General features: G+C 54.6%; 26 protein-coding genes. 13 read left to right on the top strand and 13 right to left on the bottom strand.

Annotated features, from left to right (window positions below; translation table 11 throughout):
- Window positions 1–241: 241 nt before the first annotated feature.
- The 3 genes from L1D43_RS15060 to L1D43_RS15050 all read right to left on the bottom strand — a co-directional run bounded on the left by L1D43_RS15060 (window position 242) and on the right by L1D43_RS15050 (window position 2,108).
- Window positions 242–934 (bottom strand): TorF family putative porin, encoded by a 693-nt coding sequence (locus L1D43_RS15060; protein ID WP_239852815.1) that lies wholly within the window; start codon window positions 932–934, stop codon window positions 242–244.
- Window positions 935–1,173: 239 nt separating this feature from the next.
- A complete protein-coding gene (locus L1D43_RS15055; RefSeq protein ID WP_011864236.1) occupies window positions 1,174–1,446 on the bottom strand; it encodes an HU family DNA-binding protein in 273 nt (90 codons plus the stop codon).
- Window positions 1,447–1,697: 251 nt separating this feature from the next.
- Entirely contained in the window at window positions 1,698–2,108 is a 411-nt protein-coding gene (locus tag L1D43_RS15050; protein ID WP_239852814.1) for a hypothetical protein, read from the bottom strand.
- Between the two features lie 144 nt (window positions 2,109–2,252).
- Here L1D43_RS15050 and L1D43_RS15045 point away from each other — a divergent pair, with 144 nt between their 5' ends.
- On the top strand, window positions 2,253–2,762 hold the full coding sequence (locus tag L1D43_RS15045) for a DUF4240 domain-containing protein (protein WP_239852813.1): 510 nt from the start codon (window positions 2,253–2,255) through the stop codon (window positions 2,760–2,762).
- A gap of 21 nt (window positions 2,763–2,783) precedes the next feature.
- Here L1D43_RS15045 and L1D43_RS15040 read toward each other — a convergent pair whose 3' ends face one another.
- On the bottom strand, window positions 2,784–3,083 hold the full coding sequence (locus L1D43_RS15040; RefSeq protein ID WP_239852812.1) for a hypothetical protein: 300 nt from the start codon (window positions 3,081–3,083) through the stop codon (window positions 2,784–2,786).
- A 198-nt stretch (window positions 3,084–3,281) separates the two neighbouring features.
- Window positions 3,282–3,590, bottom strand: coding sequence for a hypothetical protein (locus tag L1D43_RS15035; RefSeq protein ID WP_041510850.1), 309 nt, complete (start codon window positions 3,588–3,590; stop codon window positions 3,282–3,284).
- A gap of 248 nt (window positions 3,591–3,838) precedes the next feature.
- On the opposite strand from L1D43_RS15035, the gene L1D43_RS15030 reads away from it, so the two are divergent.
- Complete coding sequence (locus L1D43_RS15030; RefSeq protein WP_239852811.1) at window positions 3,839–4,360, top strand: DUF3016 domain-containing protein; 522 nt, start codon at window positions 3,839–3,841, stop codon at window positions 4,358–4,360.
- Between the two features lie 14 nt (window positions 4,361–4,374).
- On the opposite strand, the gene L1D43_RS15025 is transcribed toward L1D43_RS15030, so the two are convergent.
- Window positions 4,375–6,147, bottom strand: a complete 1,773-nt coding sequence (locus L1D43_RS15025; protein ID WP_239852810.1) for a bifunctional diguanylate cyclase/phosphodiesterase — start codon at window positions 6,145–6,147, stop codon at window positions 4,375–4,377.
- A 101-nt stretch (window positions 6,148–6,248) separates the two neighbouring features.
- The gene (locus L1D43_RS15020; protein WP_041510853.1) at window positions 6,249–6,560 is read right to left on the bottom strand and encodes a hypothetical protein; all 312 of its coding nucleotides are present in this window, start codon (window positions 6,558–6,560) and stop codon (window positions 6,249–6,251) included.
- 48 nt (window positions 6,561–6,608) lie between these two features.
- Between L1D43_RS15020 and L1D43_RS15015 the strand changes: the two genes are divergently transcribed.
- Entirely contained in the window at window positions 6,609–7,493 is an 885-nt protein-coding gene (locus L1D43_RS15015) for a TraB/GumN family protein (RefSeq protein ID WP_239852809.1), read from the top strand.
- Between the two features lie 126 nt (window positions 7,494–7,619).
- A complete protein-coding gene (locus L1D43_RS15010; protein ID WP_239852808.1) occupies window positions 7,620–8,252 on the top strand; it encodes a chemoreceptor glutamine deamidase CheD in 633 nt (210 codons plus the stop codon).
- 8 nt (window positions 8,253–8,260) lie between these two features.
- Here L1D43_RS15010 and L1D43_RS15005 read toward each other — a convergent pair whose 3' ends face one another.
- The gene (locus L1D43_RS15005; protein WP_239852806.1) at window positions 8,261–9,043 is read right to left on the bottom strand and encodes a methyltransferase domain-containing protein; all 783 of its coding nucleotides are present in this window, start codon (window positions 9,041–9,043) and stop codon (window positions 8,261–8,263) included.
- A 202-nt stretch (window positions 9,044–9,245) separates the two neighbouring features.
- Here L1D43_RS15005 and L1D43_RS15000 point away from each other — a divergent pair, with 202 nt between their 5' ends.
- Window positions 9,246–10,085, top strand: coding sequence for a MaoC/PaaZ C-terminal domain-containing protein (locus L1D43_RS15000; RefSeq protein ID WP_239853248.1), 840 nt, complete (start codon window positions 9,246–9,248; stop codon window positions 10,083–10,085).
- Window positions 10,086–10,205: 120 nt separating this feature from the next.
- Here L1D43_RS15000 and L1D43_RS14995 read toward each other — a convergent pair whose 3' ends face one another.
- Window positions 10,206–11,096 carry an aldo/keto reductase gene (locus L1D43_RS14995; RefSeq protein WP_239852804.1) on the bottom strand — a complete coding sequence of 297 codons (891 nt, stop codon included), beginning with the start codon at window positions 11,094–11,096 and terminating at the stop codon, window positions 10,206–10,208.
- 172 nt (window positions 11,097–11,268) lie between these two features.
- Here L1D43_RS14995 and L1D43_RS14990 point away from each other — a divergent pair, with 172 nt between their 5' ends.
- Window positions 11,269–12,963 carry a formate--tetrahydrofolate ligase gene (locus L1D43_RS14990; RefSeq protein ID WP_239852802.1) on the top strand — a complete coding sequence of 565 codons (1,695 nt, stop codon included), beginning with the start codon at window positions 11,269–11,271 and terminating at the stop codon, window positions 12,961–12,963.
- Between the two features lie 75 nt (window positions 12,964–13,038).
- Here the strand turns inward: L1D43_RS14990 and L1D43_RS14985 are convergent, their stop codons facing one another.
- Window positions 13,039–14,661, bottom strand: coding sequence for a mechanosensitive ion channel family protein (locus L1D43_RS14985; RefSeq protein WP_239852801.1), 1,623 nt, complete (start codon window positions 14,659–14,661; stop codon window positions 13,039–13,041).
- Window positions 14,662–14,784: 123 nt separating this feature from the next.
- Between L1D43_RS14985 and L1D43_RS14980 the strand changes: the two genes are divergently transcribed.
- The gene (locus tag L1D43_RS14980) at window positions 14,785–15,120 is read left to right on the top strand and encodes a hypothetical protein (protein WP_041510860.1); all 336 of its coding nucleotides are present in this window, start codon (window positions 14,785–14,787) and stop codon (window positions 15,118–15,120) included.
- 67 nt (window positions 15,121–15,187) lie between these two features.
- Here the strand turns inward: L1D43_RS14980 and L1D43_RS19905 are convergent, their stop codons facing one another.
- Window positions 15,188–15,313 (bottom strand): hypothetical protein, encoded by a 126-nt coding sequence (locus tag L1D43_RS19905; protein WP_268747965.1) that lies wholly within the window; start codon window positions 15,311–15,313, stop codon window positions 15,188–15,190.
- A 294-nt stretch (window positions 15,314–15,607) separates the two neighbouring features.
- Between L1D43_RS19905 and L1D43_RS14975 the strand changes: the two genes are divergently transcribed.
- From L1D43_RS14975 to rraB, 6 genes are all read left to right on the top strand, one after another.
- Window positions 15,608–15,868 (top strand): ABC-type zinc uptake system zinc chaperone, encoded by a 261-nt coding sequence (locus L1D43_RS14975; protein ID WP_239852798.1) that lies wholly within the window; start codon window positions 15,608–15,610, stop codon window positions 15,866–15,868.
- A 77-nt stretch (window positions 15,869–15,945) separates the two neighbouring features.
- Window positions 15,946–17,157, top strand: coding sequence for a hypothetical protein (locus L1D43_RS14970; protein WP_239852796.1), 1,212 nt, complete (start codon window positions 15,946–15,948; stop codon window positions 17,155–17,157).
- Window positions 17,141–18,052 (top strand): zinc ABC transporter substrate-binding protein, encoded by a 912-nt coding sequence (locus L1D43_RS14965; protein ID WP_239852795.1) that lies wholly within the window; start codon window positions 17,141–17,143, stop codon window positions 18,050–18,052. Before L1D43_RS14970 ends, L1D43_RS14965 begins: the two co-directional genes overlap by 17 nt.
- Window positions 18,053–18,109: 57 nt before the next feature.
- Window positions 18,110–18,901: a metal ABC transporter permease gene (locus L1D43_RS14960; RefSeq protein ID WP_041510863.1), complete on the top strand. Its 792-nt coding sequence runs from the start codon at window positions 18,110–18,112 to the stop codon at window positions 18,899–18,901.
- Window positions 18,902–19,136: 235 nt separating this feature from the next.
- The gene (locus L1D43_RS14955; RefSeq protein WP_041510864.1) at window positions 19,137–19,871 is read left to right on the top strand and encodes a 1-acylglycerol-3-phosphate O-acyltransferase; all 735 of its coding nucleotides are present in this window, start codon (window positions 19,137–19,139) and stop codon (window positions 19,869–19,871) included.
- Between the two features lie 24 nt (window positions 19,872–19,895).
- Window positions 19,896–20,303, top strand: a complete 408-nt coding sequence (gene rraB, locus L1D43_RS14950; RefSeq protein WP_239852793.1) for a ribonuclease E inhibitor RraB — start codon at window positions 19,896–19,898, stop codon at window positions 20,301–20,303.
- Window positions 20,304–20,435: 132 nt separating this feature from the next.
- Here rraB and L1D43_RS14945 read toward each other — a convergent pair whose 3' ends face one another.
- Together L1D43_RS14945 and L1D43_RS14940 are read right to left on the bottom strand one after the other, a co-directional pair.
- Window positions 20,436–21,407: a sensor domain-containing diguanylate cyclase gene (locus L1D43_RS14945; RefSeq protein ID WP_239852791.1), complete on the bottom strand. Its 972-nt coding sequence runs from the start codon at window positions 21,405–21,407 to the stop codon at window positions 20,436–20,438.
- A gap of 13 nt (window positions 21,408–21,420) precedes the next feature.
- A complete protein-coding gene (locus L1D43_RS14940) occupies window positions 21,421–22,416 on the bottom strand; it encodes a response regulator (RefSeq protein ID WP_239852789.1) in 996 nt (331 codons plus the stop codon).
- Window positions 22,417–22,744: the final 328 nt, after the last annotated feature.

Here is a 22,744-nt window from a genome sequence, read left to right as displayed (position 1 = left end):
AAGCGTTAGCTAGTTTAGCGTCCTAAGGCCTGGGCACATTAGCGAGCGCTAATGAGAAAAATAGCAGGGGATTTTCAATTTTTGTTTGATCGAGTTAACACATTTGTATTTGTCGATTTTCTCGACAAAAGCGGAGGGCGTTGGTGAGTGTGTGGATTTTAATTGATTGTTTTTAAATGGAATAGTGGCTGAATAATAGTGAGTTGCCAGCTAAATTAGCGGCAACTCATTTAAATTTAGATCACAAATCGAAACTATAGCTGTAGCCTACCACCACTTTAGGATCGTCACCGTCGAGGTCGGTATCGCTGACCAAGAAGGAGATGGTACCAAAGTCGGTCTCCTTATCCAGAGAGAGGGAGTAGTCGGCATAGTTGTCGGTATCGAACCAGGCGTTGACCACATCGCCGCTGGAGTAGCCATAGTGAGCCGAGAATGACAAGGTTTCCGATAGCGGGAAGCTGACACCTGCGTTGATGTAGCTGAGATCTTTCTCATCGAAAGGATCGGCTGCCACATCGCTATCGGCATTGACTACCTGTGAGTAGGCGAGGCTAAACCACTTCCAGCTCAGGGCCAGGGTGACTTCACCGAAGTCTATGCTCGAATCGCTGTCGGGATAGGCGTAGTAGAGATAGCTGATGTCATAGCCAAAATCTTCCCCCACGCTGCCCGCATAGCCGCCGTAGAAGTCGATCTCGTAGCTGGTGTCGTCACCGAAATCCACATTAGAAGCCCATGTGCCTAAGTAAAGGCCGCTTTCGTGTTCGAAGTCTATGCCGCCTTGAACCGCGGGTGCGTCTCCTGTCTGTGTGGCACCGCGCCACAAGTAGTTGGAGGTCGCACCAATGTTGCCCGTGACGCTAGCGCTGGTAGGTAAGGCCACTATCAAGGTGCCCGCGAGTAGGCTTAGGGTTCGCAATGCTTGTTTCATACTCATTCCTTCTTATTGGTCTATGGGAGCGGCCTTGCCTGTTGTTATGAGTATTGTCAGGCCGCGTACAAGCTATAGCGAAGAGTGTGCCAAATATTTATTGGTTATTTTTCAATTGGTTATTTTATTTGTGTCAGAGGTAGGCTAGCGATTGATTAAAAATGAGGCAGAGGGTGCACTAGGAAGGTGCATAAAAAAACCTCCATGGCGGAGGTTTTTTCGACGGATTAAATACCGATTTAGTTTACGCTGTCTTTTAGCGTCTTACCGGCTTTAAACTTAGGTACTACAGCCGCTGGGATCTGAATTTCTTTGCCCGTCTGTGGGTTGCGGCCTGTACGTGCTGCACGGCTAGTGGTCTCGAAAGAACCAAAACCTACAATAGAGATTTTTTCGCCGTTCTTCATCGCTTCCGCTACCGTTTCTTCGAAAGACTTTAAGGCGCGAGCAGCTTCAGCTTTAGTGAGTTCAGCGCTTTCCGCTATTTTTGCAACAAGTTCAGTTTTATTCATTTGGATAGTCTCTTCTTTCCGTAGATTTAGTAATACCAATTACATTAGATACTTGCAATTGCTGGACTTAACATGCCACAAGCATCCCTATAATGAAAGCGGTTTTATGCGCCCAAAGGGTGCTTTCAGTCAAATTCAGTAAAAATTTACCTTAGTGGCAGCAAAAAGTGGCCGATATTTCCCACTCTTGGCTTGAAAGGCTCACCAGACAAGGCTTGGGCCTTATTTGGCTCATTTACCAGGGGGATTATTTAAGCCTCGCGCTTATCGCTTGTTTGCGCCGCTTGTGGCAGATACTGTTTCATGCTCTTAGAGAAGGCCATATACCACTGAAAACTCAAGAGTATGGTGACCACCAGGGCGATAGCCCAGATAGGCAGCTCCTGACCACGCACCACCACCTTAACGTCTTCAGGGGTGATCTGATAGGCGATCACCGCCGTGGCTCCAAGCGCCGTGAACCCCAGGGTTTGTATGCCAATATAGATCTTCAGCACCAGGCTAGCCCAGTTGGTGCGTGCGATCAGACCGATCAGCACAGGGATCACGCCTAGGGTAAAGAGATCGAGTGTCTGGCTGTCTAACGCGCGCCAGCCGGCGAGAATGGCGATAACGATATAGAGGGCGATCAGTAGCAGTATGCTGGGAGTCGGTCGGTTCATCTTGGCTCTTGGGTGAATGATTTGCCCCGCAGTGTAGAAAAATGGTGCGATTTAGTCCAATGCTTTGCCTAATTTGCCTGTCTATGCTGCTCAGCGTTGCCGGTTAAGGTAAGATGTGGCGGACTTAGATAGCGTGAGAACCCCATGACAGAGAGTGAATTTTGGCAGTTAGTGACCCGCCGCGAACCTCAGCAGGATCAGGAAAGCCTGGCGGTCGAGCTTAAGGCCAAGCTGACCGAGTTGAGTAACGAGGAGCTGGCGGCCTTCGATAAGCTGTTTTCCCAGCAGATGCGCAGGGCCTATCTCTGGTCGCTCTGGGGGGCGGCTTATATCGTCACGGGCTGCGACAGCGAGTATGGGTTTGCCGAGTTTCGTGCTTTCTTAATCTCGCTGGGCCAGGAGTGGTTCGAGCGGATACTGCTGGAGCCAGATGCATTGGCGCAGCTGCCAGCCTGGCCTGAGAAGGACGGCTATGCCTATCCCTTCGTGGAAGATTACGATCTGCTTGCCGGGCAGATCTATGAGGATCGTACCGGCGAGGAGTTGCCCTTTGTGCCTTCTGGCCAGGCGACACCTCAGGGTAAGAAGTTTTCGCACAAGAAAAAACAGCTGAAGGCGACTTACCCCCAGCTGTTTCAGTTGTTTCCCTTTTAGCGGCGTCTCGGCGAGTCAGGTTTAGTAGCAGACCTGGCTGTCGTTGTCGAACTGCAGCTCATGTTCGGCGCAGGCGTCTTCCATAAAGGCTTCCTCGGCCTTGTCAAGCTGGTTGTCCAGGTCTGCCTGGAAGCTGTCAAGCCTCTGGTTGTCGCTCGCTTCTTGCTGCTTATCCAGAATCTGGAAGTGTTTTGCTACCGCGGCGCGTTCGCTGTCGGTCAGCTCATTGGCGTTAACGCCCGAGATAAAGGCGAAACCAAGGATTAGCGAGGCCAATAGGGCGAATTTCCCTGAGAATCTTGTGCGGGTGAGTTGGCTCATTGTCATAGCTCCTGTCAGTATCTTAAATCGAATTCTTTGCCGCTAACCGGGCCATGCTATTGCGCTTTGTTGTGCGCTTGCAGACTGCCCCTGCGGTTTAATTGATACCTATGTTAATGACAATTGCTTGAACAGGAGCTGAATAAAAAACGAACAGGTGGAGTCGGTCTGTGGATCTCTGAAGAAAAGGGAGCCGACTTACTCCTGATTCTTCATGGTCTCGCACTGAAAGCCCTGACGGCTGTTGTCGAAGCGGCACCTTAGTCCACACTCCCACAAGACATCGCCAAGCGCCTTAGCCTGTTCGGTGGCGAAGGTCTTACAGCTTTCATAGTCCTCGAAGTCATCGGTTTTCTTGTAGCGGCCCGAGTTGTAACCGTGGGCATAGACGAAGGCCGACCAGGTCTCTGGCGTTTGCTGGGTCTCTTCTGCGGTGATCCAATAGAGGGCGCCTGCCAGTAGAGAGAAGATAATGACGACGAATAGCAGAGCGGATCGATTTTGCATGATTTACCTTAGTAGACTTGCCGAGTCTGAGAGTCTACCCCAGGGGTGCAGCAAATTGATACAAAGGCTGCCAAAAACTGTGGGCTCGGGAGAAAAGGGTTAATCGTGATTGTCCAATAGGTAAAAAGGCGGCGAAAAGGTTCGCCAGTGTTTTACATTAAGCCTATATTCAGGTTAGCTTTTGTACACTCAGTGTTGTAACAAGACTCAATAGGTGTCCCAAGCTTGGGCGATTAAGGAGGCAAAATATGAAGTTTCAATCTCTACTCCTGGTGGGGGCGCTGGTGTCGCTGAACCTTGCCGCCGAAGAAGCCAAAGAGAACCCGGTCACCGAGGCCGGAGTGGTGAAGATCTCTTGGCAGGATGTGGACAACTATCGTGACGTGAAGGCGGTAGGCGATATTCAATCTCGCTACGAGCTGCGTGTGTTCGAGACCCTGACTAAGAATCTCAACAAGGCGGCCGAGAAGACGCTTAAGCCCAACCAGAAACTGGAGCTGGTGGTGACAGATGTGGATCTGGCCGGCGACGTGCGCCCTACCTTCGGTGCGACGCCAAACGATATCCGTGTGGTCAAAGACATCTATCCGCCGCGCATGACCTTTAGTTATCAGGTGCTCGACGGTGAGCAGGTGGTGATTGCCGGCGACGAGAAACTCAGAGACATGAGTTTCATGCACACCACGGGTACCATGAATGACAAGCCGCTGAGATATGAGTCTAAGATGCTCAGCGATTGGCTGAAGAAGACGGTGGAGCCCAAGCTTTAAGGCAGGGCTGTCTCTTAAGCTAACTTAAGCGGCCGATACATAGCAATTGCCCCGTCATTGGGCGCGGGCGTAAACAGGCTAAAGCCATTCAATGCGGCTTTGGCCTGTTTTTTTGCCGCCGCGCTATAGGCCGACAGCTCCTGCTCGTCGCAGTAACGCGTCACCTCTGGCGGTAGCAGGCCGACACATAGGCTGATCAGGGGATGAGTCACCCTCTGTCCCTGTCTGTCTTCTGCCATCACACTCTGGGCCAGCCAGTCGTCGGGACTGTAGAAGGCCTCCCTGGCTTGGTTGAAGCTGAGGAGCAGGCGACGACACTCATCGACGATCGCCTGGCTAGTGCCTATCACCACAAAATCATCGCCGCCCACATGACCGACAAAATGGTCGGCGCCCAGTTGCTGCTGTAAACGCTTTGCCAGGGATTGGATCACCTCATCTCCCCGGCAGAAGCCGTAGAGATCGTTATAAGGCTTGAAGTGGCACAGATCGAAGTAGGCTAGGTAGAAGGCCCTGCCTTGCTGGCGTAGGCGTTGCAGCTCCTCCTGGATGGGGATGTTACCGGGAAGACCGCTCAGTGGATTGGCGTGGCGGGCCATCTTGATCCGCTGCTCGGTGATCTGTTGCAGCAGATCTTTGGTGTGACCTATCCCCAGCAGTTGCTGGCCGCGCATCACCAAGAAATGTTGCGCCACAGTGCCATGTTCGGCGGTCAGGCATTGACTCACCTCGGAGATCGGCATGCAGGCGGGTACTTTCAGCACCTTGTCGTTCATTACCTCAGCCACAGGGCTGTTCTCGTGTAAAGCGCGGCCATAGGGCGTACTGAACAGCTCCATCAACTGCGCCCTGTCGACCACGCCCAGTGGCAGCTGCTTGGCATCGACGATGGCGACTACCTGCAGATGAGGCGAACGGGCGAAGCGGGCGCTCAGCGCCTTTAGCTTGGTCTGTGGGGAGACGCATATGGTACGGGTGGACAGGCTTTCGGCCGATTCGGCGTAGCGGGTCTGGCGTTGGCGGGTGTCCTGGGGTGCCATCGCCGCCAGGGTCTGCGTCGGTTGTGTCTGGGGACGCCCTAAAAAGTAGCCCTGGCAATAGACTATTCCCAATTGGGTCAGCAGGGCCAACTCTGCCTGGGTCTCTATGCCTTCGGCGATCACCTTACAACTCAGGCTCTGACAGAGATCTATGATGGAGCGGACAAATTCCTGCTTCACCGGCGATTGGTCAATCTGGTGGATGAAGTGGCGGTCGATTTTGACATAGTCTGGCGCCAGTTCTGACCAGAGCCTCAATCCCGAATAGCCTGTACCCAGATCGTCGATGGCGGTCAGGAAGCCCTGGCTGCGGTAGTGGTTGAGGCACTCCTTGAGCAGATCGATATCATCGGCGGGGTATTGCTCCGACAGCTCTATCACTATCTGATCCGGCGACAGCCCAAGCTCCTGCACCAAACTTAAGGTGAGTCCCTTGGCGTGGCTGGGTTCCAACAGGGCCTTTGGCGAGATGTTGATAAACAGCTTGCCCGGCAGTTCGCGGGCGTCAAACTGCCTGATGGAGTGACGACGGCAGATCTCTTCCAGTTGCGACAGGCGCCCCTCATGGGCAGCGGTCTGAAACAGGGGCACAGGAGAGAAGAGGGCGCTATGCTCTGGGCCTCGACTCAGGGCCTCGAAGCCGTGCAGCTTATTGCTTGCGATGTTGAAGATGGGCTGAAACAGCACATGGATCTTCTCATGCTCGATGATCTTATCCAGTTCACTGCTCAGGTCGATTGCTGTCATCTAGGTCCGCCTCCTACGAAAAGTAGGGCGATTCTAGGACCAGGCCATGACAGCAATATGACACTAAAGTATGAGGTTACCCGCTCATTCAGTTGCTTTAGTTACTTGGCCTGGCTTTTAAACGCCTGCAGGGTCTGCAGCAGCACCCCGAGTTTACGCACGAAAGTTTCAAGCGCCGGCGCCAGGCCATCGCCTTGGCTAGGCAGCTTAGTCATGTCGTCGGCCAGCTCCTGTACATAGGGGCCGAAGCGGTTGCTGCGTGCGCTAAAGCCTTCTTCTTGGGTGAAGATGGTGGTGAACTTGCCGTGGCCGGCCTTCTTTAACTCATCCAGTTTGGCATCGGCATCGATTGCCTGGCGATAGGCCAACTGCAAGTTCTCTTTAAGTTGCTCAATGAGGTGACTATGTGGCATAACTGCCTCGTGTTGAAAAATTTAGCCGAATTATAAGGGGCAAGCCTGATGGCAACAAGTCGACCGCGTTTATTCACCATAGGGATTTTATTACTGACAGGGATCATGTCACTCGGCGCGATGGCCGCGAGCGACGACAAACCGCCCTTCTATAAGCTCAGTTATCAAGGCAAACAGACCTATCTGTTGGGATCCATTCACATCGGTCAGGCCGATTTTTATCCCATGGCGGAGCAGATAGAAACGGCCTTTGCCAAGTCGGGAGCACTTGCGGTCGAGGCCGATACCAGCAAGGCAGATATCATGGGATTGATCCGCAAATATGGCCTGACTCAGATGGCGGCAAATGCCAAGACCCAGGCCCGCCTGGCTGATTATTGCCGTAGCCGCAGCGAGATCTGCACCCCAATGCAAGCCTATGCGCCCTGGATGCAGGCGATGCAGTTTAGCGTGATGCGTTTTGCGTCCCTGGGCTACCAGGCGCAGTGGGGCGTAGACCAGGTGCTGCAGAGCAAGAATGGTGAGCGTCCCGTGATTGAGCTGGAGAGTACCGAGTTTCAGTTTGAGCTGATGGCCTCGTTCAGTCCTAAGCTTCAGTGGGAGATGGTGCTCGAGGCGATCGATGCCCCTGACGAGGAGATGGAGCTGCTGGTAAGGGCCTGGCGCAGCGGCGATGAGGCCGCCCTAGATGACTTGATGCAGGGGCAGATGCTGCATGATGGTGATAAGGAGCTTATCGACAAGATGCTCTGGCGGCGCAACGAGCAGATGACTGCCAAGATCCGCGCCTTGATGATGCAGCAAGACGGTCCGTCGCCGCTGTTTGTGGTGGTGGGGGCCGGCCATGTGGTGGGCGACAAGGGGATACCCGCCAAGTTTGCCGCCATTGAAGGGGCCAAGGTTCAAAATTGCTGGCAGACGGCCTGCAACTGATTCCTTTTTAGAACTCGGCGCCAAGCTGAAGGGCATCAATGTCTGTCGTTTAGCTATACTGTTAGGCAGGATAAATATTGGCCAAAATATCGATGGGCGTAAAGTCCATCGATGCAGGGAGGCAAGATGCAGGCTGAGGCGCCCCTTTTCCCCGTTCGACCCGAGTTTGAGGGTATCCCCCGTCAGTGGGATACCCGCCACGACGCCGTGGTGGCCCGTGTCGACCCAGGTAACTTCTATGTCACCGCCCATGATGAGCTGATCTTCACCCGCCTGGGATCTTGTGTCGCGGCCTGCATCTGGGATCCTCTGTTGGGGATAGGCGGTCTCAATCATTTCCTGCTGCCCGAGCGGCAACTCCATGAAGATTGGCACCAGCTAACCAGTTATACCTGCCGCTATGGTAACTGGGCCATGGAGCAGTTGATCAACAGCATATTGAACCTGGGTGGCATGCGCAGTCGTCTCAAGGCCAAGGTGTTTGGCGGTGCTCAGATGACCACATCCAGCGTGCTGAACGTGGGCGAGTCCAACATCAGCTTCGTGAACAACTACCTCAAGACCGAGGGGATTGAGATAGTGAGTGAAGATCTCGGTGGCCCCTGGCCGCGAAAGGTGTTGTTTCATCCCAATAGCGGCAAGGTCAAGCTGATGCGTCTGTCGCCGGAGCGGATCACTAAGATGATGAGCGAAGAGCAGCGCTACCTGAAACAGATAGTCACCGCTCAGGGCGAGAGCCAGGTGGAGCTGTTCGACTAGTGAGCTAGCTATCTTTGCCAACGGATGATGAAGTGGACGTATCGCCCCAGGCCTATGTAGGCGGGGTGAGTCGAGTATTGCAGCTCCATCTCAAGCAGTTGGCTGAAATCGGCATTGGGGGGCTGGTGGGTCTTGAGATAATCGTGGATCACTCTAACGCCCGACTCCGATACCAGCTCCATCTGCCAATCTGTCACCCAGGCCCGCACATCCTCTATATACAGGGGATAACTAGGGGTTAGCCCCACCTTCTTCTTCACCTTAAAATCCGCCGCCACATAGTCGAAGTTGCCGGAGATCAGGCTGTGAAAGCGCATCGCCTCCTTGTTGTAAAACATGAGGGAGAACAGGCCCTGTGGTTTTAACAGCTGGGTGAGATCGGCCAGCGTCTGCCTGGCATCGCTGAGCCACTCGGCGACCGCGTGGCAGAGGATGAGGTCGAACTGGCCAAGATCGTCTCGGGTAAGGGATTGGATCGGTGCGTGCAGCAGTGTGATATCCAGTTTCTCGCCGCTGCTCTCCTCATAGGCTTCAATCTGCGCTTTGCCCAGGGCTAACATCTCGCTGGAGATATCGCACAGGGTGACGCTATGGCCCATCTTTGCCAGCTTCTGGCTGAAGAAGCCGAAGCCGCCACCGGCATCCAAAATACGCAGAGGCCCCTCGGGCAGTTGTGTCATGGCCTGGGAGAGATCTCGCCATAGCACGGCGGCGCGAACCTCGCCCTTAGGGGTACCGTAGATGTTTTTGGCAAATTTACCGGCTAATGCATCGAAGTTTTTGTCTTGCACTGAGTGACGCCCATGGGAAAAGCTGACTGAAATTAGGAGGGCTATTTTGCCATAGGCACGGGCGGCGCGCATTAAACAGACTTAAGGTTTAGGTAAAAAGCGTGAATTTGGGGTATACTCGCGGGCTTGCAATTTTTAGGCTAAGTAAAGTGTGAAGGGTTTGGATAGCGTGAATAAAGAAATTTGTGTTGAACTTAAGGCGATGCCGTCGCTGTTATCGCTTTATCGCAAGATCTTTTTTGGCCGAAAGCCAGGCTGGGATGAGCAGCCGTTGCCCCATGTTAAGGTGACCTGTCCACAGGTGGCCGTGCGCGGCGATAAGGTCGCCCAATATGCCAAGGTGTGTGGCTTCGAGTTCGATGGCCAGCAGCTGCCCCTGACCTATCTCTATGTCATGGTGTTTCGTCTGCATGCCAGCATCTTTACCTTAGATGCAATTACCTTCCCCTTGCTGGGGATGATCCACCTCAAGAACAGCATTACCCGTTATCGCACCACGGGTGTCGATGAGCGTTACGATCTCGAGTGTGAGTTGACCAGCAGCCAGATGACGGACTCTGGGCTGGAATTTGAGCTGGTGTCCCGCGCCTTCGTCGGCGGCGAGCTGGTGTGGGAGTCGCTATCGACCTATCTCTATCGTATCGAGGGCAGTGGTAAGCGCGCCCGCCCACCTAAGGCGACCCCAATGAGCTGGTCTAATCCGGTGAGCTGGGAGCTGAGTGAAGATCTCGGCCGTCGCTATGCCAAGGCATCGGGCGACTATAACCTGATTCACCTACATCCTGTGCTGTCCAAGCGTTTCGGTTTCGACCGCGTGTTGGCCCACGGCATGTGGTCTAAGGCGAGAAGTGTCGCCCAGCTGATGCCAGAGATCGGCGACAAGCCCTGTACCATAGAGGTGGCCTTTAAGTTACCCCTCTTGATGCCGGCTCAGGTGAGCTTCGATTTCGACACCGAGAGCGCCGAAGGCCTGATGTTTGAACTGCGTGACGTCAAGGGACGCAGACCTCATCTGACGGGACAGGTGAAGTTTCACGACTAAGTTTTAGGACTAAGTTTCAGGACTAAGTTTTTGCTTACGTCTCAAATCTGAGCCGTGAGCCTTGAGATAGAAATGATAAAGCCAGCGGATTGCTGGCTTTTTTGTTGCTGTCAACAGGCCCTAGGGCACGCTGTGGCCGGTGGCGGCCTGCCAGATGCTAAACCACTCCTGTCTGTCCAGTGTGATCTCGCTGGAAGCCACGGCGGCGCTGATGCGCGCTGGATTGCCGCTGCCTATGATGGGTTTTGGCTGGCTGGGGAGGGCCAGCACCCAGGCATAGATGATCTGGCTGATATCGTCCGTGCCATGGTTGGCGGCTATCTGGCTCAGGGTCTTACGTAGCCTAACGGCCTGCTCGCTCTGGCTGTGGAAGATCTCACCGCCCCCGAGACAAGACCAGGCCATGGGAGGACAGCGATACTGCTGCGCCTGATCTAGGCTGCCATCGCTCAGGGTATGCATGGCCAGGGGGGAGATCTCCAGCTGGTTGGTCACCAGGGGGCGATCCAGCCGGGACTGTAACAGGTCGAACTGAGCCGGGGTGAAGTTGGAGACGCCAAAGTGGCGCACCTTGCCGGTCTGATAGAGCTGTTCGAAGGCCTGGGCGACCTCGTCGGCATTCATCAGGGGATCTGGTCTGTGGATCAGCAGTAGATCTATCTCATCCACCCGCAGCGCCTTAAGCGAGTTATCGACGCTGGTGAGAATGTGCTGATAGCCTGTGTCATAGTGGTTGACGTAGCGCTCTGGTGTCGAGGCGAAGGCAGGCTTGATGCCGCACTTGGTGACAATCTGCATCTGGTGTCTCAGCTCGGGCTTTAGGGCCAGAGCACGGCCAAATAGCGCCTCGCAGCTGTATTCGCCGTAGATGTCGGCATGATCCATACAGGTCACGCCTAGGCTGAGATAGTGCTGGATTAACGCCAGGGTCTGCTGTGGCGTCTGTTGCCAACTATCGAGGCGCCAGAAGCCGGCGATAAAGGGGGAGAATGTAAAGCTATGCTGACTCATGGGCTGCTCCGTTTGGATTAATTTTTTCCATTAATAATCATTTTATTGATTTAGATTCATAAATCCTTAATTAATGCCTTAGCCGACAATGAATAGGTTTGTTGTGACCACTTTTTGCTCTATATTCGCACCAGCTCGCTTTTTTCATGCTTATTTATTGTAGGAGCGCTATATGCTGACTGACATCGAAATTTCACGCCAAGCCAGCTTACAACCCATAGAAGACATTGCCACTGCCTTCGGGATCTTGCCCCATGAATTAAGCCCCTATGGCAGGACCAAGGCCAAGGTAGATCTGGCTATCACAAACCGAATTAAAGATAACAAACAAGGCAAGTTAGTGATAGTCACCGCGGTCACGCCGACTCCCTTCGGCGAAGGCAAGACAGTGACCAGTATCGGCCTGACCCAGGGCTTGCAGGCGATCGGCAAGAAGAGCTGCGCCTGTATCCGCCAACCCAGCATGGGCCCGGTATTTGGTATCAAGGGCGGCGCCGCAGGCGGTGGCCTGGCCCAGGTGGTGCCCATGGAAGATCTCAACCTGCACCTGACTGGCGACATACATGCGGTGACTAGTGCCCATAACTTGGCGGCAGCGGCCATCGATGCCCGCCTGTATCACGAGCAGCGCCTGGGCGGTGATGCCTTTCTCGAGCAGTCCGGGCTCGCGCCTTTGGATATCGATCCCGAGAAGATCTTATGGCGCCGGGTGGTGGATCAGAACGAGCGCAGCCTACGTACCATCACGGTTGGCCTGGGCGAGGTCAACGGCCCTGTGCATCAGGGGGGCTTCGATATCAGCGCCGCCTCCGAGCTGATGGCGATTCTCGCGCTGAGCCGGGATCTTAAGGATCTGCGTGCCCGCATCGGCCGTATCGTGCTGGCGCAAAATAAACAGGGCGACTATATCAGCGCCGAAGATCTCGGCGTGGCTGGCGCCATGACGGCCATCATGAGTCAGGCCATCTCGCCGACGCTAATGCAGACGCTAAGCGGCGCGCCTTGTCTGATCCACGCCGGCCCCTTCGCCAATATCGCCCACGGCAACTCGTCGGTTATCGCCGACGATATCGCCCTGAGACTGGCGGATGTCGTGGTGACCGAAGGAGGCTTCGGCTCCGACATGGGCTTCGAGAAATTCTGTAACATCAAGACACGTCAGTCGGGCAATGCGCCGGATGCGGCTGTGTTAGTGGTAACGATTAAGGCGCTCAAGTCCCATGATCCCCAGGCGGGAAGCGAGATGGACAAGCTCGCCGCCGGCTATGCCAACTTAAGCTGGCACATCGGCAATGTGGCCAAGTATGGCCTGCCGCTGGTGGTGTCGATTAACCGTTTCGCCGAGGATACCCAGGAGGAGCTGGACTGGCTCAAGGCCCGCGTGCTACAAGAGGGGGTGTTTGCCTGTGAGATCTGCGAAGCCTTCTCTCAGGGCGCCGAGGGCGCCGTGGCACTCGCCGAGGCCGTGGTGCGCGCCACAGAGCAGCCGAGCCAGTTCCGTTATCTCTATGAGACCAAGCAGTCCATCGAGGCCAAGTTGCTGACCATCGCCGAGGCGGGTTATGGCGCCGGAGGCATCAGCCTATCCGACAAGGCCAAGACCCAGCTGGCCCAGCTGCAACGCCATGGATTCGATAAGCTGGCGCTGTGTATCGCTAAGACGCCCATGTCGGTCAGCCATGATCCTAAGCTCAAGGGGGCACCGCAGGGATTTGAGTTACCCATCGCCGAGCTGAAACTCAATGCCGGTGCCGGCTTTATCACGGCGCTGGTGGGTAAGGTGATGACAATGCCGGGGCTGGGAATACGCCCAGGCTATCTTAATATCGATATCGATGAGCAGGGGGAGATCACCGGACTGGCCTAAGGCAAGTGGATTATTGGCTCTGATTCTAGTGAGATAAAAAAACGCCTGCAATTGCAGGCGTTTTTATGTGAGCGACTATTTTTCTGTCTGATAGATATGCACGTCGCGCTGTGGGAAAGGAATGGAGATCTTTTCCTGATCGAAGCGCATCTTCACCGCACGGGTGATGTCCCAGTACACATCCCAGTAATCTTCCGGCTTCACCCAAGGGCGCACCACGAAATCCACCGAAGACTCGCCCAGTAGATGCAGCTTCACCGTCGGCTCGGGTTGCTTGAGCACCTTTGGATGCTCTTCGACTATGCCGCGTAGCACCTGTTCGGCGTGTTCTATGTTGTCGCCATAGCCAATGCCGAAGGTCATGTCGACGCGGCGTTGATGTTCTACCGTGATGTTGTTGATGGTATCACCCCAGATCTTGTTGTTGGGGATGATCAGGCGCTGGTTATCCAGAGTCTTGATGGTGGTGGAGACCAGGCTCATCTGGCTCACCTTGCCGGTGACGCCCGCGGCGTTGATCAGGTCGCCCACATCATAGGGGCGATAGATGAGGATCATCATGCCCGAGGCGAAGTTGGACAGGGTATCTTGCAGGGCGAAGCCTATGATGACACCCGCGACCCCAAAGCCTGCCAGTAGTGGTCCAAGCTCGAAGCCCAGCTGTGACAGGGCGATCATCAGACCCAATGCAAATACCGTCTTACCCGACAGGGAGATGAAGAAGTCTTGCAGCAGCTTGCTGAATTTCAGCTTAGAGTTACTGACCATCTTCTTGACGATGCGCTGCACCGCCTTGCCGGCCAGGTGGGCTAAAAAGAGGATCAGCAGGAAGACAAACAGCTTGAACAACAGCCCTGGACCGTTATCCAGCAACTGATTCTTAGCCTTGTTCCACCACTGATCCAGCAGGTTGCTGGCCACGTCGACGTTGAGTACATCCTGGGTGATATCCCCTGAGATGCTAAACAGGGTCTGTTTTAGCACTGTGGTGTCCTGGCTCAGGGCGTCTAGTAGCTCGATCGCCACCGACAGGCTGGCGCTGGTGAGGCTGAGTCGCTCGTTGAGATTGGTGACCAGGGCCGTCTGCTCAGCAGTGACATCCTTACCCGCCTTAGCCGCCTCGTCGACGGCTAACTTGAGCTTGTCCTGGGTAAAGTGTACCAGGCTATTGAGCATGTCTGAGCGCTTGAGTAGCTGAGTCGTGAGTTGGGTCTTGATGGCCTGAGTGTCTTCGCCTAGCTCATCTAGCCAGGTGAGGGTCTCGTATTTAGCGCCGAGGATCTCGTCGCGCTGACGATCCCGCATGGCCAGCTTATACATGACACCCGTGTCATTATCGCTGCCAAGTTGTTGTTTAAATTGGTCGATATCGGCGGCGTAGTAGTCGGCCACCTTGTCGATGAAGGCCAGATGCTTCTGCAGTAGCGGCAGAAGTGCAGCCTTATCCAGCGGTTGCTGTTTCATCAGCACCTTGAACTTGTCATGGACCTGATTGGCGTGTTCCTTGATGCGATACTCGATGAACTGCTTCATCTCACCATTGGCATTGCCAAGTTTAGCAATATCTAAATCTATGGTCTGTTGCAGTTGAGTCAGTTCGGTCAGGGGCTGAGGTGTCTGGAGGGCTTCATCGGCGGTGGCGGGAAGATGGGCTAGCGCCATCATAGTCACCAGCGCCAGGGCTAAGGTGCGTAACATATTATCCGTCCTGTGTTAGCTAATCGCTGGATCATAATCTGTTCCATCTGCGCTGTAAATTCACAACGCGCGGCGGTTCAATCTGGTAGACTAGCACTCTTTGTCGTCATTTGAGAGTTTGTTGTGCTTTGTCCTCACTGTAGTCATTCCTTTCGCGCCGCTCAGGTCGATGCCCAACGGGGCAAGGGGCTGGATGCGCAGATCCAATGCCCCCACTGCGAGGCCTGGCTAGGGCGAAGTGCCATCTTGATGCGATTGAAAATACTCGGCTTCTATCTAGGCCTGCTGATGCTGGTCCTGGGCTATTTCTTGCCTGACTGGCGCAACCTGACTACGCCAGTGGCGATATTTGCCGTGATGATATTGCTGGTGAGCCATATGATGGATCACCTCAAGGTGATTCAAGCGCCGCCGAGGCAAGAGGTGGATGATAGCGAGCAGCGACAGAAGTATCGCTGAGATGAGCTGGCTGGTGAAAGCCAGCTAAGAAGATGCCGGGTTTTATCTTGGCTTAGCGCTCGCCATCTTAATCTATGACTTGAACCTGGGCCTCGAGCGCCGCTTCGACGTAATAGATCCCGCCCAGGATGGCGACGATAAAGATCGTGGTCCAGAACAGCATTTTGAAATTTTCGCGAAAAAATTCCTTCATAGAGAGCATTTCCTTTAACCTTGAATGGGAAGAGTCGGTAGCCGATAGCCACTATGGCTGTAATCTTAGTGTCACTAACTTAAGTCAGACTTAATTTTAGCCAATCTGGCCGTGATGTGGGCCACGCTTTGGGTCGGCGCATAAGTAAAATTTTCGAATAACTTTTGTTACATTCCAGCCTGAGCCACCGCCAATTCTGGCTTGACTTCATCACTCGTATCCCTAAACTTGGTCGGAATTTGAATGGTTCCAGTTGATCTCATGGCAATATCGGTTAGAGCAAAAGTAAGAGGAGTGGCGATATGGCTTAGTGCCGTATTGTTCTGCTTGTCTGTGCTCGCCCCGGCACATAGCCTGGAACATCTGGACGATGGGGCGACAACTCACTGTACCCTGTGTATTCAAAAACTGCAGCTTAACAGCGTCTTGCCTGTCGGCGAGTTCAGCTTTAGCCTGCCCACTCTCTCGGTGGAAGTGCCGCTGCGAGAGTCTACTGCGCTTGCAGCCGTTCATGTCGACTATTTCCAAAGTCGCGCCCCGCCCGCCTTATCGTAATACCTCAAAAACTTAAGAAGATTAATACTCTGCGCCCCCTTGGCAGCAGAGTCGTTTAGCTGTTTTTTGGAGACATTATGATAAATTTCAATGCGCGCCTGTCGGCGGTTGCTCTTGCCTGTGCCTGTTTACCTAGCCTAATGCCAAACCTAAGTTTTGCGGCGGATCCAACCCTGACGAATCCTGCTATTAGCGCCGTACTCGATGGTTATTATCAGAACGCCGAGCGTCCAATGGCCGAGCGGGTCGAAGGCTTTGGCCTGGGCCATACAGAGCTGGCACTGAGCGCCAACATAGATGACATGTTCTACGGCAAGCTGACCTCGGTGATCGAGGTCCATGACGGCGAGACCGAGGTGGGGCTGGAGGAGGCCTTCATTCAGACCCTGGGTATGCCCTATGGTTTCTCTATGCGCGGCGGTCGTTTCCTGTCGGATGTTGGTTACCTCAACAATCAGCATGTGCACACAGATGCCTTCTCGGATCGCCCGGCGGCCTATCGCGCCTTCCTGGGCAGTCATTATTTTGATGACGGTGTGCGTCTGGACTATGTCGCGCCGACCGACCTCTACTGGACCATGGGTATCGAGGCCTTCAAGGGCGACAGCATGCGCGCCGAAGATGAGCATGGTGAGCGCGAGTTTAAGAACGTCGGCGTCTACACCGCCTACACTAAGCTGGGTGGCGACATAGGCGTCAGCAGCTCCTGGATGTTGGGCCTGAGTTACCTGCGTAACGAGAACGGTCGTCTCACTGCCCATGAGGAGCATGAAGAAGCCGTGGTGGCCGAAGAAGAGCACGATCATGACCACAGCCATGGGGCAAGGTATACGGGTGAGAACACCTACATCGCAGACTTCGTCTATAAGTGGGCACCACAGGGTAACTACAAGTATCAGCATTTAACCCTGAGCGGCGAGTATTTCCGCGTCAGCGACTATGCGCCGCTCGAGGAGCACGATCATGACCTGGTTGACGATCACGATACCTCAAAGCCGGATGCTCACACCGGCTGGTACCTCAGCTCTGTGTATCAGTTCTCGCCAAATTGGTCGGCGGGCGTGAGATACGGTCAGGTCGATACACATCTTTTGCACGATGAGCATTTCGATGCACAGAAACTGAAAGAGACAGAGGTGAGCCTGGCCTGGCACCACAGCCATTTCTCGACCGTGCGTCTACAATATACCAATCAGCAGGGCACTAACTTTGACGGCATCACCGACGATAACGTCATTACACTTCAATATGTTATGACTTTGGGGGCTCACGGTGCGCATCAATTCTAATTACTTAAAGGCCGGCGTTGCGGCGCTGGCACTCAGCTTTGCCTGTGGGGCACAGGCGAAACTCAATATCTTCGCCTGCGAGCCTGAATATGCCGCGCTATCCAAGGAGCTGGCGCCGGATGCTAAGGTGTACGCTGCGACGACCGCGATGCAGGACCCGCATCAGGTTCAGGCCAGACCCAGCCTGATCGCTAAGATGCGCCAGGCAGATCTGGCGGTCTGCGCCGGTGCCGATCTCGAGGTGGGCTGGTTGCCCATGTTGCAGATGAAGTCGGCCAACGCTCAGGTGCGCTCGACCGACAAGGGGCTGTTCTATGCCGCCGAGCATACCCAGACCCTAGATAAGCTGGCCCAGGTCGATCGCAGCATGGGTGATGTGCATGCCCAGGGCAATCCACACCTGCACTTCGACCCAGAGCGTCTGCTCCAGGTGGCTAAGGCCTTGTCGGCCAAGATGGTGGTGCTCGATCCGGATAATGCCGCGGGTTATGAGTCGGCCCTGGCCGATTTCAGTCAGCGCTGGCAGGCGGCGATGGGCCGCTGGCAATCACAGGCGGCGCCACTTCAGGGCAAGAAGGTGATCGCCTATCACACCAGCTTCCGCTACCTGTTCAACTGGTTAGGCATGGAGCAGGTGGGGGATCTCGAGCCCAAGCCGGGGCTGCCGCCGAGCACGGGTCACCTGGCAAGCCTGCAGGGGCGTGCCGGTCAGGGGGATGTGATGGCCATCATAGTCGCCTCCTATCAGGATGAGCGCGGGGCCAAGTGGCTCGGTGAGCGCACCGGCCTGCCAGTGGTGAATCTGCCCATGTCGGTCGGCGGTAACGATGACGCACAGGATCTCTTCGGTCTGTACGACAGTGTTATCCAGTTATTGCTGGGTGTGAATCGCTAGCCTGGCTTATATCCGGCGCCCCATGGGGCGCCGTTGTTCGTTTTTTGGTACTCAATCATGTTTGATCTCGATCTCTTATCTATCCTGCTACCCGCCTTCGCCGCGGGTATCTTGGTGCTCTCAACCCATGTGCTGCTGGGCAGTCAGGTGCTCAAGCGCGGCATCATCTTCATCGACCTGGCGATCGCCCAGGTGGCGGCGCTGGGGGCCATCATTGCCCACACCAACCACGAGCTGGAGCATCTAGCCTATGTCACGGTCTGGATGCCGGCCCTGTTTGCCCTCTTGGGGGCAGGGTTTATCGCCTGGCTGGCCAAGCGAATGGCCAACGAGCTGGAGGCGATCATAGGTTGCTTCTATGTGTTGTCGGCGGTGGCGGCCATGTTACTGCTGTCAAACGATCCCCACGGCGCAGAGATGCTTAAGCAGTTGATGTCCGGCCAGATCCTCTGGGTGAACTGGTCACAGCTGATTCTGCCTGCCGTGGTGTCTGCACTGGTGCTGGCAATCATCGCCCTGCGCCCGGCCATACTCAATGGTGCCGGTTTCTATCTGTTGTTTGCCTTAGTGATCACTTTGTCGGTAGAGCTGGTGGGCGTCTATCTGGTGTTCAGTTCCCTTATCCTGCCGGCGCTGGCGGTTAACAAGCTGCGCGGCAGGGGCAAATGGCCGCTGGCCTATCTGGTGGGTCTGCTGGGCTATGGCATTGGCCTGTTGCTGTCGGCCAGTTTCGACCTGCCGAGCGGCGCGGCGATTGTGGCGACCCTGGCGGTCAGCACAGTGGCGTTTCGTCTGTTACAGCCTCGTCTAATGAGGGAAAGTTCGATTACGAAGGTTAGCGCTAACTAGAAAAGTCGATAAAGACGACGTGCTTGAGAGATGAGCGGGTAGGGTGCAACAGGCACTCTCCCGCTTTTTTCTTGCCTGCATTCCGTTGAGGCGATGTTTTTTCACTGTTAATTCCATGACTTATATCGTTAACACTTGGCAAGTATGCTGTAAGCCCTTTGAGGCCCTAAGACGACAGGTGTAAGTCAAAAGGCCTGCTGCTATAATGTCGCCACTGAAATCACAGGAGTAAGTTGTGCTGTTAATCTTCAGATCTCTGATCTTAGCCATCATGTTGTTGTTGGCCTTTGTCTTCGGTGGCCTCTATTGTCTGCTGCGCCCCCGCCATAGAGACAATGTTCATCTGTTTGCTAAGATATTTTCCTGGGCCGCGCCTGTCTTAGGGGTCAAGGTCGTGGTACGTAAGCCCAAGGTGGAGCGCAGCGAGCCTTGTATCTTCCTGGCCAACCATCAGAATAATTTTGATATGTTTACCCATACGGCCGCCGTGCCTAAGGGCACTGTCAGCCTGGGCAAGAAGAGCCTGGCGTGGATCCCTTTCTTCGGCCAGATATACTGGTTATCGGGGAACATATTGATTGACCGTAAAAACCGTAACCGCGCCTTCGAGACCATGGCGCAGACCGCGAAGAAGATTAAAGATAAGTGCCTCTCTATTTGGATCTTCCCCGAGGGCACACGCTCACGGGGCAAGGGGCTGTTACCCTTCAAGGCCGGCGCCTTCCATACCGCCATCGAGGCCGGTGTCGCCATGGTGCCTGTGTTGGCTTCGAATCAGGAACATATTAAGCTTAACCGCTGGAATAACGGCGTGGTGATCATCGAGATGATGGATCCCATAGAGACCAAAGGCCTGGCTAAGTCGCAGGTAAAAGAGCTATCGACTCGGATTCATGCCATGATGGCGGAGAAGTTGGCTCAGCTGAATCAGGAAGCCAGCGCCCTGATGGCCAAGAAAGCAATTAATTAAGAACACTTTTATTCGGAGAGATCCATGTCTACAGAACGTCAACTGCAGGAACAGAAACAGGAAAACCAGGAGATCGTCGACGCGATTCTTGCCGATGGTTCTGAGCCTGATGCCGAATACACCATAGAACACCACTTCTCGGCCTCTAACTTCGACCGTCTGGAGAAGGCGGCGGTGGAAGCCTTTAAGATGGGCTTCGAGGTGAACGATGCCGAAGAGATGGAGCTGGAAGATGGCTCAGTGCTCTTCTGTTTCGACGCCATCGCCTACCATAAACTCGACGTGGCTTTGCTGGACAAGGCCTGTGAAGATCTGATCCAGCTGGCGGCTAAGCTGAAGGTGGATTACGACGGCTGGGGCACCTACTTCATCGGCGACGATATGGAAGGTGGCGACGAGGAGTATGAAGAGGAAGACTCTCGCTTCCATTAAGCTGTTTTTATTAAGCTGTTTCCATTTAGCAGCTGCCATTAAAAAAGCCCATCTATGATGGGCTTTTTTGTGTCTGTGACCACTTGCCATTTAACACCTACCGCTTGCCACTTGCCATTTAGCCGTGGCGGACTAGTCTGCCTCGCCTGGCTCGAAGATGACGCAGCAGTTACGCCCTTGCTGCTTGGCCTGATAGAGGGCGCTGTCGGCCTGACCCAGCCACTGGGCGCTGTTGCTCAGATGCTCGTCTATGCCGCAGATGCCGATACTCACCGTCACCTTAAGGATGGCGCTCTCGAATCTCAGCTCCGAGGCTTCAATCTTCTCCCGCAGACGATCGGCAAAATGCAGTGCGGCCTCGGCGTTGGTGTTCGACAGCACCACGGAAAACTCCTCGCCGCCGTAGCGGCCGGCGCAGTCTGTGTCCCGCAGGGACTGGCGCAGGATATGGGACACATGCTGGATCACCTTGTCACCGGCGATATGGCCGTAGGTGTCGTTGATGCGTTTGAAATGGTCGATGTCGAACATCACCAGCGTGGTGGGTTCGCCATAGCGGGCGTGGCGGTCGAACTCCTTCTGCATACACAGCTGCCAGTGGCGGCGGTTATGCAGCTGGGTCAATCCATCTGTCTGGCTCAGGTGTTCCAGGCGCTCGTTGGCGGCCTTGAGCTGTAGCTTGTTGATCGCCACATCGGTGACATCATAGATGATCATGCTGATATGGGTGATCTGGCCGGTGAGCGAGGAGAGCGGCAGCAGGGTCACATTCTGGTACATGAAGTCGGCGCGGCCCGTGATGGGACGATAGTTGCCGAACTTGAACACATAGGGGCGCTGCTCCCAGCTGATAAAGGCGCGATTCTTCAGCAGGAAGACAGACTCCATCTTCTGTTTCAGCCAGGTCGCCGGCAGGTAGTCGAACTGATCGAACAGGTACTTGCCCTTGATGGAGTTGGGTGAGATGCCACTATGGTTCTCCATGAAACCATTCCAGAGCTGGATGTTGTAATCGCGATCCAACACGACCAGGCCGACCTCTATGGTCTGCACCATATCGATTAGCCAGTGGAGTTCGTTCATCGCGCTTTGGTCATATGGCATATCTTGATCCAACTTAATCCAGCAAATAGCCCAGCTTATAGTTAAGCGTCGGCAAAGATTCTTCGGTAAATAACAAGAGAAGATCGCATTGAATATCATGCCCTTCGATGCGGTAGTTGATCTCCATCGCCAGGGTGCGAGACCACTTCTCCGAGTTGTCGTGGATCAGGTCGTTCACCGTGCAGTGGCGCCCCAGCACCACGGGATGGCTCTGGCTGAATTTCATGTGTAGCTGCTCTGAGATGCCGCTGAGGAAGGCGCCGATCAACACGTTGCCCGTGTCTATCATCACCTCTATCTCAGTATTGGCATCCTCAGGGTTTGCCAGTCCCATCAGCTTGGCCATGTCCTGAAAGGAGGAGTCGTGAAATAGCAGTAGTGCCTCGCCAGCTACCCCTGCGCCGATAAAACCCTGACACAGGGCCGATACCGTGCTGTACTGCTCGGTGGCCTTGAGGGTCATGGTGAGTTCGCTGACTTCCAGCACGTTGACGTTAGGGATGGGCAAGAGCACGAAGACATCCAGCAGCTTGGCCAGCAGATCGGCGGCGCGGCCCATGGCCACGTTGGCGACCTCCTGACAGGCGTCGCGTAGATCCACCTCGATCATGGGGTTGTCGTTTTCTTGCTCGCCCAGGGCTATGGTGAGTATGCCGTATTCCTGGAGTATGTTACTGATGGCATCGGCGCTGACGGGCTTCTGAATAAAGTCCAGGGCACCCAGGGCCTTCACCTTCTCGTGGGCCTTGATCTGAATGTCGCCCGACACCACGATCACCAGGGCGGGTAGATCCTCTTTCTGAATGGTTTCCAGTACCTCGTAGCCATCCATCACCGGCATGTTGAGGTCGAGAAAGACCACTTCGCCCTTACCGGCCCTGATCGCCTCGATACCTTCGGCGCCATTGTTGGCAAAGGTGATCTCGACATCCCACTCCTTGGGCAGGGTCCTGGCCATCTGCTTGCGAGCGAGTGCGGAGTCATCGCATATGAGTACGGGGATCGACATCTAGTTATAACATCCTAATCTGCCTTCATTATTAGAAGATAACACCAAATCACTTGCTTGGTGGCTAAAAGCTTCATCCTGAGGCAGTTTTATCGGTTTTGTCTTTGGTAACGACAGGGATTATCGGGGCTTGTTGCTGATGCATTTACCGGGACATTTACCCGATCTCCAGGCATCCGAGCCAGCTTGGCGCGGGTAGCGGGAGCAGGTAAATGACAAACTCTGTCCAAAGGTTATTATCTATCAGCTTGATTAACAACCGTAAACTCTTGGGTGGCAATATTTTGACGATAGTCAAAAAACGGACTCATGTTATATCTTTTAGGGA

This window comes from Shewanella sp. Isolate8 (genome assembly GCF_022398495.1).
In the GTDB taxonomy this organism is placed as follows: domain Bacteria; phylum Pseudomonadota; class Gammaproteobacteria; order Enterobacterales; family Shewanellaceae; genus Shewanella; species Shewanella aquimarina.
The sequence above is the reverse complement of the archived record's forward strand: the minus strand, read 5'-3'. Positions and strand labels throughout refer to the sequence as shown.

Excerpts from the sequence above, each read along its gene's own strand:
- L1D43_RS15060 (WP_239852815.1), bottom strand. The coding sequence starts at position 934 with ATGAAACAAGCATTGCGAACCCTAAGCCTACTCGCGGGCACCTTGATA.
- L1D43_RS15055 (WP_011864236.1), bottom strand. The coding sequence starts at position 1,446 with ATGAATAAAACTGAACTTGTTGCAAAAATAGCGGAAAGCGCTGAACTC.
- L1D43_RS15050 (WP_239852814.1), bottom strand. The coding sequence starts at position 2,108 with ATGAACCGACCGACTCCCAGCATACTGCTACTGATCGCCCTCTATATC.
- L1D43_RS15045 (WP_239852813.1), top strand. The coding sequence starts at position 2,253 with ATGACAGAGAGTGAATTTTGGCAGTTAGTGACCCGCCGCGAACCTCAG.
- L1D43_RS15040 (WP_239852812.1), bottom strand. The coding sequence starts at position 3,083 with ATGAGCCAACTCACCCGCACAAGATTCTCAGGGAAATTCGCCCTATTG.
- L1D43_RS15035 (WP_041510850.1), bottom strand. The coding sequence starts at position 3,590 with ATGCAAAATCGATCCGCTCTGCTATTCGTCGTCATTATCTTCTCTCTA.
- L1D43_RS15030 (WP_239852811.1), top strand. The coding sequence starts at position 3,839 with ATGAAGTTTCAATCTCTACTCCTGGTGGGGGCGCTGGTGTCGCTGAAC.
- L1D43_RS15025 (WP_239852810.1), bottom strand. The coding sequence starts at position 6,147 with ATGACAGCAATCGACCTGAGCAGTGAACTGGATAAGATCATCGAGCAT.
- L1D43_RS15020 (WP_041510853.1), bottom strand. The coding sequence starts at position 6,560 with ATGCCACATAGTCACCTCATTGAGCAACTTAAAGAGAACTTGCAGTTG.
- L1D43_RS15015 (WP_239852809.1), top strand. The coding sequence starts at position 6,609 with ATGGCAACAAGTCGACCGCGTTTATTCACCATAGGGATTTTATTACTG.
- L1D43_RS15010 (WP_239852808.1), top strand. The coding sequence starts at position 7,620 with ATGCAGGCTGAGGCGCCCCTTTTCCCCGTTCGACCCGAGTTTGAGGGT.
- L1D43_RS15000 (WP_239853248.1), top strand. The coding sequence starts at position 9,246 with ATGCCGTCGCTGTTATCGCTTTATCGCAAGATCTTTTTTGGCCGAAAG.
- L1D43_RS14995 (WP_239852804.1), bottom strand. The coding sequence starts at position 11,096 with ATGAGTCAGCATAGCTTTACATTCTCCCCCTTTATCGCCGGCTTCTGG.
- L1D43_RS14990 (WP_239852802.1), top strand. The coding sequence starts at position 11,269 with ATGCTGACTGACATCGAAATTTCACGCCAAGCCAGCTTACAACCCATA.
- L1D43_RS14985 (WP_239852801.1), bottom strand. The coding sequence starts at position 14,661 with ATGTTACGCACCTTAGCCCTGGCGCTGGTGACTATGATGGCGCTAGCC.
- L1D43_RS19905 (WP_268747965.1), bottom strand. The coding sequence starts at position 15,313 with ATGAAGGAATTTTTTCGCGAAAATTTCAAAATGCTGTTCTGGACCACG.
- L1D43_RS14970 (WP_239852796.1), top strand. The coding sequence starts at position 15,946 with ATGATAAATTTCAATGCGCGCCTGTCGGCGGTTGCTCTTGCCTGTGCC.
- L1D43_RS14960 (WP_041510863.1), top strand. The coding sequence starts at position 18,110 with ATGTTTGATCTCGATCTCTTATCTATCCTGCTACCCGCCTTCGCCGCG.
- rraB (WP_239852793.1), top strand. The coding sequence starts at position 19,896 with ATGTCTACAGAACGTCAACTGCAGGAACAGAAACAGGAAAACCAGGAG.
- L1D43_RS14945 (WP_239852791.1), bottom strand. The coding sequence starts at position 21,407 with ATGCCATATGACCAAAGCGCGATGAACGAACTCCACTGGCTAATCGAT.
- L1D43_RS14940 (WP_239852789.1), bottom strand. The coding sequence starts at position 22,416 with ATGTCGATCCCCGTACTCATATGCGATGACTCCGCACTCGCTCGCAAG.